This is a genomic window from Plastoroseomonas hellenica, assembly GCF_018129085.1.
In the GTDB taxonomy this organism is placed as follows: domain Bacteria; phylum Pseudomonadota; class Alphaproteobacteria; order Acetobacterales; family Acetobacteraceae; genus Plastoroseomonas; species Plastoroseomonas hellenica.
The window spans coordinates 23,517-33,249 of the sequence record NZ_JAAGBB010000058.1 but is presented as its reverse complement, the minus strand read 5'-3'; the positions used below and the strand labels follow the sequence as shown (position 1 = coordinate 33,249).

Annotated in this window: 10 protein-coding genes and 1 pseudogene; 2 read left to right on the top strand and 9 right to left on the bottom strand. The window is 69.4% G+C overall.

Annotated elements, in window-relative coordinates; translation table 11 throughout:
- Positions 1–731 (top strand): annotated as a pseudogene (locus GXW71_RS29335) (MFS transporter); the annotation flags it as partial.
- A 28-nt stretch (positions 732–759) separates the two neighbouring features.
- Here GXW71_RS29335 and GXW71_RS29330 read toward each other — a convergent pair.
- The 3 genes from GXW71_RS29330 to eno form a co-directional block, all read right to left on the bottom strand.
- Positions 760–1,272, bottom strand: coding sequence for a hypothetical protein (locus GXW71_RS29330; RefSeq protein WP_211856265.1), 513 nt, complete (start codon positions 1,270–1,272; stop codon positions 760–762).
- 400 nt (positions 1,273–1,672) lie between these two features.
- Positions 1,673–2,002, bottom strand: coding sequence for an FtsB family cell division protein (locus GXW71_RS29325; RefSeq protein ID WP_211856264.1), 330 nt, complete (start codon positions 2,000–2,002; stop codon positions 1,673–1,675).
- Between the two features lie 160 nt (positions 2,003–2,162).
- Positions 2,163–3,440 carry a phosphopyruvate hydratase gene (gene eno / locus GXW71_RS29320; RefSeq protein WP_211856263.1) on the bottom strand — a complete coding sequence of 426 codons (1,278 nt, stop codon included), beginning with the start codon at positions 3,438–3,440 and terminating at the stop codon, positions 2,163–2,165.
- A 427-nt stretch (positions 3,441–3,867) separates the two neighbouring features.
- Between eno and GXW71_RS29315 the strand changes: the two genes are divergently transcribed.
- On the top strand, positions 3,868–5,055 hold the full coding sequence (locus tag GXW71_RS29315; protein ID WP_211856262.1) for a GGDEF domain-containing protein: 1,188 nt from the start codon (positions 3,868–3,870) through the stop codon (positions 5,053–5,055).
- A 119-nt stretch (positions 5,056–5,174) separates the two neighbouring features.
- On the opposite strand, the gene GXW71_RS29310 is transcribed toward GXW71_RS29315, so the two are convergent.
- From GXW71_RS29310 to tpiA, 6 genes are all read right to left on the bottom strand, one after another.
- Positions 5,175–5,477: a hypothetical protein gene (locus GXW71_RS29310; protein WP_211856261.1), complete on the bottom strand. Its 303-nt coding sequence runs from the start codon at positions 5,475–5,477 to the stop codon at positions 5,175–5,177.
- An 11-nt stretch (positions 5,478–5,488) separates the two neighbouring features.
- Positions 5,489–5,785, bottom strand: a complete 297-nt coding sequence (locus GXW71_RS29305) for a hypothetical protein (protein ID WP_211856260.1) — start codon at positions 5,783–5,785, stop codon at positions 5,489–5,491.
- 92 nt (positions 5,786–5,877) lie between these two features.
- On the bottom strand, positions 5,878–6,708 hold the full coding sequence (kdsA, locus tag GXW71_RS29300) for a 3-deoxy-8-phosphooctulonate synthase (RefSeq protein ID WP_211856259.1): 831 nt from the start codon (positions 6,706–6,708) through the stop codon (positions 5,878–5,880).
- Positions 6,705–8,339 (bottom strand): CTP synthase, encoded by a 1,635-nt coding sequence (locus tag GXW71_RS29295; RefSeq protein WP_211856258.1) that lies wholly within the window; start codon positions 8,337–8,339, stop codon positions 6,705–6,707. The genes kdsA and GXW71_RS29295 overlap by 4 nt, the downstream gene beginning before the upstream one ends.
- Positions 8,340–8,532: 193 nt before the next feature.
- Entirely contained in the window at positions 8,533–8,862 is a 330-nt protein-coding gene (gene secG, locus GXW71_RS29290) for a preprotein translocase subunit SecG (protein ID WP_211856257.1), read from the bottom strand.
- Between the two features lie 73 nt (positions 8,863–8,935).
- Positions 8,936–9,655, bottom strand: coding sequence for a triose-phosphate isomerase (gene tpiA / locus GXW71_RS29285; RefSeq protein ID WP_211856271.1), 720 nt, complete (start codon positions 9,653–9,655; stop codon positions 8,936–8,938).
- Between the last annotated feature and the right edge of the window lie 78 nt (positions 9,656–9,733).

Genomic DNA, 9,733 nt, shown 5'->3' with positions numbered 1-9,733 from the left:
GGGGCGAACCCCGGGCGGCGCTCGGCCTCGCGGCCCTGGCGGGCGTCGTCGCCGCGATCGCCACGACGCGGCTGCCGGCGTTGCCGGGTCCGGTCACGGCGCGGCCGAAGCTGCGGGCCGCAATCGGGGAAGGCGCGCGCTTCGTGCGGCGGGAGACGCATCTTTTTGCCATCGCGCGGGTGGCCGTCGCCTGGAACCTGGCCTTCTTCGCCTTGCAGGCGGTGTTGGTGCCGCTGGCACTGGGGCCGCTCGGGCTTGGGCCGGCGGCAGCGGGCATCGCGATCGGCGCCTATGGCGCGGGGCTGGTGGTCGCGGCACTGGTCGCGGCCCCGCTGGCACGCCGCAGCACGCCGGGCGCCGCCCTGCTGGCCGGCCCGCTGCTGTCGGCCGTCGCGGCGCTGCTGCTGCTGGCGGCGCCGCATGGCGCCGGGCTGGCGCTGCTGGCGGCGGGGCAGTTCCTGCTGGGCTTCGGGCCGATGCTCTGGCAGGTGGCGCAGACCAGCCTGCGCCAGGCGGTGACGCCGCCGGCGCTGCTGGGCCGGGTCGGCGCCACGCTGCAGGTTGCGGTCTTCGGTGTGCGCCCGCTCGGCGCGCTGGCCGGCGGCGCGCTGGCGGCGGGATTCAGCCCCGAAGCCGCGCTGCTGCTGGCCGCAGGCGGCTTCGCCGTGTCGCTGGCGCTAGTCCTGCGCTCGCCCTTGCCGGGCCTGCGGCAGTTGCCGGTTCCGGCGTAGATGCCTCCGAAACCGTGCCGATGTCAGATCACTGGGTTGCGGGCCGCGCCGGTGCAGCGGTCGCCCGCGCGCGGATGATGGTGTTGAGGGCGATCGGCCGGTTCAGGCGATCCATGTCCTCCTGCAACCTGGCGCCGCCAAGCTGCGCCAGCCGCGCCCGGTCCACCGCGCAGGCGCCGCCGGCTGCCTCCGCCACCACGGTCGCTGATTCCGCGGTCGCCCGCGCCAGGGATATCGCATTGTCCCGGATGCAGGCCGCGTAGATCTCGCGAGCCTCCTGGATCTCCTGTTCGCGGGTGGGCGGCCTTGCCGTCTCCTCGCGCGGCGAGCCCGGCGCGTCGCCGTTGACCGCCACGATGCGGCGCCGGTTGAGCGCCGCCTGGAGCTGGGTCGCGAAATTGGCCCCTTCGGCGATCGCGCCTTCGAGTTCCTGCCCGGCCTCGTAGCCGCATTGGTTGGCCGCGCGTTCGCCCATGGCACGGGCACTGGCCGGCGTCAGCCGGGGCAGACCCTGGAGGTCGGTCGCGATGACGCCGCGCATGCACGCCGCTTTCTGAACATCGGACATGGCCGGTGGCGGAGGCGGTGGTGCCGAGGCCTGGCATCCCGCGGCGAGCAAGCTCAGACCGCCCAGAACAAGGGTGCGCATTTCGTCTCCACAGATCATCTATGTAAGCCAGAGTAAATCCGTGGATGCCCGTTCGAAAGGGGGCAGAGAGACCCAAAATTCAGCCCGTGAGACGGCTCCGTGTCTTAGATCGGAGAAATAAGCCAGTGACTCGTTTCTTAAATTGAACTGCAAGAATGGGCACTACCGATAGGAGAGCAGGGCTCCCTCGATACACGCTTTACGCGTCGCCACGCCGAAGCCACGGGCGGTCAGAGGATAGCGAGCGCCGGGTAAGAAAGGGGCGGCGAGGCTCGCACCGCGCTGATGCCGCTCAGTACAGGCTACGGCCTGGCCCATAAGGCAGCACGATCTCGTCGCGACCGGCCATGTTCAGCAATGCCCGGGCCCGCTCGTCGAGCTGGTCGCGATCAAGCCGGTCGCTGCGCAATCCGTGCACGCGGCGTTCCATTGCGTCCCGCTCCGCCTCCACGCGGACGAGCTCCGCGCGCGCGGCCGCGATCTCGGCAGTGCGCTGCTCGAACGCGATCAGGCCGCGTTCGCCATGGCGCGCGTGCCAGCCGAAATAGGAGCACACTCCGATGAAAAAGAGCGGCAGCACCGCGTCCTTGGCGCGCCGCTTCAGCTCCCGCCAGAAACTCATGGCAGTCAGCGATCCCCTAACCCCTGTCGCAGAGAATCAACATCGGAGTCGCTTGGCAAGCGAGATCGCATCCCGCCTGCGTGAAAACCGTGCAAGGCACCGCGATCGGAGCAAATTCCGCTCCGACGCGCCGCCGGGCGAGCGGCGAGCCGCTGCCGTGTCAGCGGCGCAGCGCGCTGCGGCCGGCGTAACGCGCAGCGGTGCCGAGGTCCTGCTCGATGCGGATAAGCTGATTGTACTTGGCCAACCGGTCGGAGCGGCTGAGCGAGCCGGTCTTGATCTGCCCGCAATTGGTCGCCACCGCGAGATCGGCGATAGTCGCATCCTCGGTCTCGCCGGAGCGGTGGCTCATCACCGCGCGATAGGCGGCGCGATGCGCGATCTCGACCGCGTCCAGCGTCTCCGACAGGGTGCCGATCTGGTTGACCTTCACCAGGATGGCATTGGCGGTTGCCCGCTCGATGCCGAGGCGGAGCCGCTCCGGGTTGGTGACGAAAAGGTCGTCGCCGACCAGTTGCACCTTGGCGCCGAGCTTGTCGGTCAGCAGCTTCCAGCCGGCCCAGTCATCCTCGGCGCAGCCATCCTCGATCGAGACGATCGGCCACTTGGCGCAGAGCCCGGCGAGGTAGTCGACCATGCCGGCCTGGTCGAAGGTCTTGCCCTCGCCTTCCAGCTTGTAGGCGCCATCGTGGAAGAACTCGGTCGCCGCGCAATCGAGCGCGAAGACCACATCCTCGCCCACGCGGTGGCCGGCGGCTTCGCAGGCCTTGGCGATGAAGGCCAGCGCCTCGTCGGCGGAGCCGATATTCGGCGCGAAGCCGCCCTCGTCGCCGACATTGGTGTTGTGGCCGGCGTCGTGCAGCGCCTTCTTGAGCGCCGCGAAGATCTCGGCGCCGACCCTGACCGCATCCGCCATGGTGCCGGCGGCGACCGGCATGACCATGAATTCCTGGATGTCGATCGGGTTGTCCGCGTGCTTGCCGCCATTGATGATGTTCATCATCGGCACCGGCAGGGTGCGGGCGAAGGTGCCGCCGACATAGCGGTAGAGCGGCATGCCGATCTCCTCGGCCGCCGCCTTGGCGACCGCGAGCGAGACGGCGAGCGTCGCGTTGGCACCAAGGCGTGCCTTGTTCGGCGTGCCGTCGAGCTCGATCATCGTCTCGTCGATCTTGACCTGCTCGGTCGCGTCCATGCCGCCGATCGCATCGAAGATCTCGCCCTCGATGTTGGCGACGGCCTTCCGTACGCCCTTGCCGCCGAAGCGGGCCTTGTCGCCGTCGCGCAGCTCCACCGCCTCATGCGCGCCGGTGGAGGCGCCGGAGGGGACGATGGCGCGGCCGATGGCGCCGCTGTCGAGCACCACTTCGGCCTCGACGGTCGGGTTGCCCCGGCTGTCCAGCACTTCGCGGGCGATGATGTCGGCGATGGCGGCCATGGGGTTCTCTCCGGGCTCCTGTCGGAAGGCGGATAGAGCGCCCGGCGCCGTGCCGCAAGCCGGCGCGGCAGAAGATCCTGCCCAGGAGCGGGACGACCATGCGGACCGCCGTGATCCAGTGGTTTCGCTGGAGGAGCGGCATGTCGTATGCCATCGTGCCGCGGTGGGTTTACCACAGGTCAACACATCAGATGCCGATTGCCGGTAGACAGGTCTGCGCCGCTCGTTCCTTTTCGGGGATGACGAAGGGGCGCCAGGCTGAGGTCGGTGGCGCGCCGATGCGCGCACAGGCCGGGGTCGATGGATGCAGGCGGCGTTTCGTTTTTTCGTGCGCCCCATCATCCGCTCCGCATTGGGGGCTCTCGGCGTGATTTTCATGGGGAAGACCGCAAAGAACCCCACCGCGCCCAAGGAAAACTCGTCTCTGATGACGCTGGCCGGTATTCCCGACGGAGTCCGGGAGGCAGCGCCGGCCCTGCTTATGGCCCGGATCGGCAGCATCTTCGCCTCGACGCCGGCCGCGGCGACATTCAGTTGGCTGGGTGCTGCGGTGGTTGCCGCCGCCTATTGGCAGGAGAGTGTGCAGGCGGGCCTGGTGCTCTGGCTGGCCGCCCTTGCCCTGATCGCCGGCATCCGCATCGCCGCCGCCATCGCCTTCCGCCGCGGCGTTCCGAAGCATTGGCCCCCCGCGCGATGGGCGGCCGTGGTCAGCATCCTCAATGGCCTGCTCGGCACGGCATGCGGCATCGCCTGCTACTGGCTGACCGATGTCGGTGAGCAGTACCAGCTCGTGGTGCTGTGCTGCTTCGTCATGGCGATCGCGGTGGGATCCTTCTCCAGTATCGCCTACTGGCCTGCCCATGCTGCGATGTATGTGCCCATCTTCGTGCTGATCGCCGCGGGGTTCCTGCGCATGGCGCGACCCGAGGGCAACTATCTCGCACTCGGCACCATGCTGCTCTGCGGCCTCGTCGCGTACATGGCCCGCAGCCTCGGCCGCAGCGTCGTGCTGTCGATGCGGCTGTCGATCGAGAACCAGCTCCTCGCCGATCGGCTGCGCGGCCATCTGCTGGCGCTCGAACAGGCCAACCTCGAACTCACCGAGCTCAGCGCGACGGATCCGCTGACGGGGCTTGCCAATCGCCGCCGCCTGGACGCCAGGCTCGACGTCGAGTGGCAGCGCAGCCTGCATTCGAGCCGCTCGATCGGCCTGATGATCGTCGATGTCGACCACTTCAAGGCCTACAATGATCGTCACGGCCACACCGCCGGCGATGACTGCCTGCAACTGATCTCGGAAGTGCTGCGGCACAATGTCCGGCACGGCATCGGCCTGGCGGCGCGATATGCCGGGGATGAGTTCGCCGTCGTCCTGCCCGGCGCCGACCTGGCGGCGACGGACGTGATCGCCGGGCGCATCCGCGACGGCGTCGTCGCGCTGAACACCTCGATCCCCGGCGTCCTGCGCGAAGTGACGGTCAGCATCGGCATCGCCGCGATCGTGCCGGGGTTTCGATCGAGCGCGCGCGACCTGGTCGCGGCGGCCGATGCCGCCCTGTACGAGGCGAAACGCAGCGGCAGGAATCGTGTGCAGACGGCGAAGGTGACGGCGTGATCGTGCCCCGGATCGCGTGATCCAGGCTTTTCGGCGGACCGGCCTTGTAGGTGGAGCGTCCAATTCAGACCTCCGGGCCCTTCAGCCCTCCGATCATCGGACGCTCAAGCCATTGCGCTCTAACCCGCCCTGGCGCGCGCCGTGTCGAGGTCGCGCTGCAACTGCGTGATCCGGCCGCGGCGGTCGCAGGGATCCACGATCCAGGCCGGGACGTCGCGGGCGACCGGCAGGTCCGAGGTGCGCGGCCGGCTGTGGCCGGCGAAACGGATGTCGAGGTTGCCGTGCTCGACCCGCGTGACCTGGCCCCAATCGCCGGCCCGGGCGGTGACCACCTCCCCCTCCTCATCGCGGCGGAGCCGGACGAAGTCGCCGGGTTCATAGATCGCCGTCGGAAGGCCTTCGCGGGAGTATTCGATACGCATGGGCCGGTTCCTCAGCGCCGGGTGAAGTCGAGGTCGCGCTGACGCAGCGCGACCGGCACGCCGTATCCGTCGCAGGGTTCGACCCAATGCTTCGGCACGTTGCGGGCGATCGCCATCGGGGTGCTGCGCGGACGCGAATAGCCCGCCAGCCGAACATCGAGATCGGCCTCGGCAACGCGCACCACGCGGCCCCATTCGCCGCTGCGGAAGGTGATGATCTCACCGAGATCGTCGTGGCACAGGCGCACCAGGTCACCGGACTCGAAGATCGGCTGCGCCACACCCTTTTGGGAATAGTCGATGCGCATGCCCCGGAGCGTGAAGCATCCGAGGTAAAAGGAAGGTTACAAGCCGGCGCCCGAGCGGAGGGAGGCGGGCACGGTCCTGCCCGCCCGCCGGGTCAGCCCTGCTTGGCCAGGCGATCGAAACCCATTAGGCGGGCGATCAGCGCCGGCATCTCGCGCAGCGGGATCATGTTCGGCCCGTCGGAGGGGGCGTGATCCGGGTCCTGATGCGTCTCGATGAAGACCGCCGCGCAGCCGACCGCGATGGCCGCCCGCGCCAGCACCGGGGCGAACTCGCGCTGACCACCGGAAGACGCGCCCTGCCCGCCCGGCTGCTGCACCGAATGGGTCGCATCGAAGACCACGGGATAGCCGGTCTCCGCCATGATCGGCAGCGCACGCATGTCGGAGATCAGCGTGTTGTAGCCGAAGCTCGCGCCGCGCTCGCAGAGCAGGATGTTCTCGTTGCCGGTGCTCGCAATCTTGGCGGCGACGTTCTTCATGTCCCAGGGTGCGAGGAACTGGCCCTTCTTCACGTTCACCGCGCGGCCGGTCGCGCCTGCCGCCAGCAGCAGGTCCGTCTGGCGCGACAGGAAGGCCGGGATCTGCAGCACATCCACGGCCTCGGCGGCCGGCGCGCATTGCTCGGGCGCATGCACGTCGGTCAGCGTGGGCAGGCCGGTCTTTTCCCGCACCTCCGCGAGGATGGCGAGGCCCTCCGCCATGCCGATACCGCGCTGGGCGCCGACGCTGGTGCGGTTCGCCTTGTCGTAGCTCGACTTGTAGATCAGCCCGATGCCGGCGGCCTTCGCCATCTCGGCCAGCGCCGCCGCCGTCTCCAGCGCATGCGCCCGGCTCTCGATCTGGCAGGGGCCGGAGATGAAGACCAGCGGCAGGTGGTTGCCGATGGCGACCGGGCCGACCTGGACCGTGCGGGGCGTGGTCATACCAGCCTCGCCTGGCGCACCGCGGCGCCGATGAACCCCGCGAAGAGGGGGTGCGGTGCGAAGGGTTTCGACTTCAGCTCCGGATGGTACTGCACGCCGATGAACCAGGGATGGTCGGGATACTCGACGATCTCCGGCAGCACGCCGTCCGGCGACATGCCGGAGAAGCGCAGCCCCGCCTCTTCCAGCTTGCCGCGATAGGCGACGTTCACCTCGTAGCGGTGGCGATGGCGTTCGGAGATGTCGGCTTCGCCATAGACCCGCCGCACCAGCGAATCTTCGGCGAGATGCGCCGGATAGGCGCCGAGGCGCATGGTGCCGCCGAGGTCGCCCGCCGCCGCGCGCCGCTCCATCTCGTTGCCGCGCAGCCATTCCGTGAGGAGGCCGACCATCGGCTCGGCGCAGGGGCCGAATTCGGTGGAGGAGGCGCCTTTGAGGCCGAGCAGGTTCCGCCCCGCCTCGATCACCGCCATCTGCATGCCGAAGCAGATGCCGAAGAACGGGATCTTCCGCTCGCGCGCGAAGCGCACCGCCTCGATCTTGCCTTCGGAACCACGCTCCCCGAAGCCGCCGGGCACCAGGATGCCGTGCACATCCTCGAGTCGCGCCACCGCTTCGGCGTCGCCGGTCTCGAAGATCTGGCTGTCGACCCAGTCGAGCTTGACCTTCACATTGTGCGGGAAGCCGCCATGGGCCAGCGCCTCGGCCAGGCTTTTGTAGCTGTCGAGCAGGTTCGTGTACTTACCGACGACGGCAATGGTGACCTCGCCCTCCGGCGCCCGGATCGACTGCATGATCCGGGTCCAGACCGACATGTCCGGCTCGCCATAGACCGAGAGGTTGAAGTGCCGCAGCACTTCGCGGTCCAGCCCCTCCTCATGGTAGCGGATCGGCACCTCGTAGATGGTGCTGGCGTCGAGGGCGGGGATCACGCTCTCGGGGCGGACATTGCAGAAGAGGGCGATCTTGCGCCGCTCATTCTCCGGGATCGGCCGGTCGCAGCGGCAGAGCAGGATCTGCGGCTGGATGCCGAGGCCGAGCAGCTCCTTCACGCTGTGCTGGGTCGGCTTGGTCTTCAGCTCGCCGGCCGCCGGGATATAGGGAACCAGCGTCAGGTGGATGAAGACGCTGCGCTGCGGGCCGAGCTCGTTCGCGAACTGGCGGATGGCCTCGAGGAAGGGCAGGCTCTCGATGTCGCCGACGGTGCCGCCGATCTCGACCAGTACGAAGTCATAGCCGTCGGTCTCGGCCTGGATGACTTCCTTGATCTTGTCGGTGATGTGCGGAATCACCTGCACGGTGCCGCCGAGATAATCGCCCCGCCGCTCCGCCGCGATCACGTCGGAATAGATGCGCCCCGTGGTCCAGTTGTCGGCCTTGGAGGCATGCACGCCGGTGAAGCGCTCATAATGGCCGAGGTCGAGATCGGTCTCGGCCCCGTCATCGGTCACGAAGACCTCGCCGTGCTGATAGGGGCTCATCGTCCCCGGATCGACGTTGAGGTAGGGGTCGAGCTTGCGCAGCCGGACCCTGTAGCCGCGGGCCTGCAGCAGGGCGCCGAGAGACGCCGCCGCGATGCCCTTGCCGAGGGAGGAAACCACGCCGCCGGTGATGAATACGAACCGCGTCATGGGCGTCCTTCCTAGCGTGATGCGCGCGGAGATGCCACCCGCACGATGCGGGCGGCGGCCATGCGCTGCGAAGTGGTTGAAGTGGCCTGAGCAGATCGCCGTCGGGCTGACTAGCCCGGAGGCGTGAATCTGCTCGCAAAACAGAAGGTTGCGGCGCCCGGAGCGGCGCGCGGCGACGCGGGGGTGACCCGGTTCAGTTGGTCGGCACCGCGGGCGGCGGCGGCGCGACCGGCACCGCGGGAGCAGCCGGCGCGGCAGCCGGCGGCGGCGAATCGAGGATCGAACGCGGGCCGGAGCCGCCGCGGTTGATCAGCGCCAGCGTGATCGACAGCACGAAGAACATGGTGCCGAGGACGGCGGTGGTGCGGGTCAGCAGATTGGCCGTGCCTCGCCCGGTCATGAAGGACCCCATCCCCTGGGAGGAGCCGACGCCGAGCCCGCCGCCCTCACTGCGCTGCAGCAGCACGACGCCGATCAGCGCCAGGGTGACGAAGAGATGGATGATGAGAAGCAGGGTGGCCATGAGGCGGGCTTCTAGCGGGCGGCGGGCCGGATGGGTAGGGGGCAGCGTTGCACAGCCGTTCCCCGGACCAGGCTCAGGGGCCCGCGGCCCCGGCGATCGCCAGGAAATCGGCGGCGACCAGGCTGGCGCCGCCGACCAGGGCGCCATCCACATGCGGCAGGCCGAGGATCGCCTTGGCATTCGCGGGCTTGACCGAGCCGCCATAGAGCAGCCGGGTCGCGGGGGAGGTCAGGCCCCGCAGCACGGCATGGATCGCCGCAATATCGGCCTCGGTCGGCGTCCTGCCGGTGCCGATTGCCCAGACCGGCTCATAGGCGACGACCCCGCCCGCCGCCAGGAAGCCCTCCGGCAGGCTCCCCTTCACCTGGGCGGCGACCACCGCCTCCGCCTCGCCCGCCTCGCGCTGCGCCAGGGTCTCGCCGACGCAGATGATCGGGGTCAGGCCGGCGCCGATCGCGGCCTCGGCCTTGGCGCGCACGCCGGCATCGGTCTCGCCGTGATCGGCGCGGCGCTCGGAATGGCCCAGGATCACATGCGTCGCGCCGACGTCGCGCAGCATCACCGCGGCCACATCCCCGGTATGCGCGCCTTTCGCCGCGGCATGGCAGTCCTGCCCTCCGACCGCGACCGGCTGGCCGAGCATCGCGGCGGCGACCACGTGCAGATGCACGAAGGGCGGGCAGATCAGCAGATCCACCCCCGCCGGCGCCCCCGCCCGCACTGCCTCCGCCAGCGCCGCGGCATCCCGCAGCGTCCCGTGCATCTTCCAGTTCCCGGCGATCAGGGGGCGGATTCCCGGCGTCATGATATGCTCCCGTGCTCTCGGAGCCGGTTCGGGGCTGGTTGCGGGCCTCTCGACAGCCCCGTGGCT

Coding starts and splice junctions, on each gene's coding strand:
- GXW71_RS29330 (WP_211856265.1), bottom strand. CDS start 1,272: ATGCGCGGCGTCATCGCGACCGACCTCCAGGGTCTGCCCCGGCTGACG.
- GXW71_RS29325 (WP_211856264.1), bottom strand. CDS start 2,002: ATGAGTTTCTGGCGGGAGCTGAAGCGGCGCGCCAAGGACGCGGTGCTG.
- eno (WP_211856263.1), bottom strand. CDS start 3,440: ATGGCCGCCATCGCCGACATCATCGCCCGCGAAGTGCTGGACAGCCGG.
- GXW71_RS29315 (WP_211856262.1), top strand. CDS start 3,868: ATGACGCTGGCCGGTATTCCCGACGGAGTCCGGGAGGCAGCGCCGGCC.
- GXW71_RS29310 (WP_211856261.1), bottom strand. CDS start 5,477: ATGCGTATCGAATACTCCCGCGAAGGCCTTCCGACGGCGATCTATGAA.
- GXW71_RS29305 (WP_211856260.1), bottom strand. CDS start 5,785: ATGCGCATCGACTATTCCCAAAAGGGTGTGGCGCAGCCGATCTTCGAG.
- kdsA (WP_211856259.1), bottom strand. CDS start 6,708: ATGACCACGCCCCGCACGGTCCAGGTCGGCCCGGTCGCCATCGGCAAC.
- GXW71_RS29295 (WP_211856258.1), bottom strand. CDS start 8,339: ATGACGCGGTTCGTATTCATCACCGGCGGCGTGGTTTCCTCCCTCGGC.
- secG (WP_211856257.1), bottom strand. CDS start 8,862: ATGGCCACCCTGCTTCTCATCATCCATCTCTTCGTCACCCTGGCGCTG.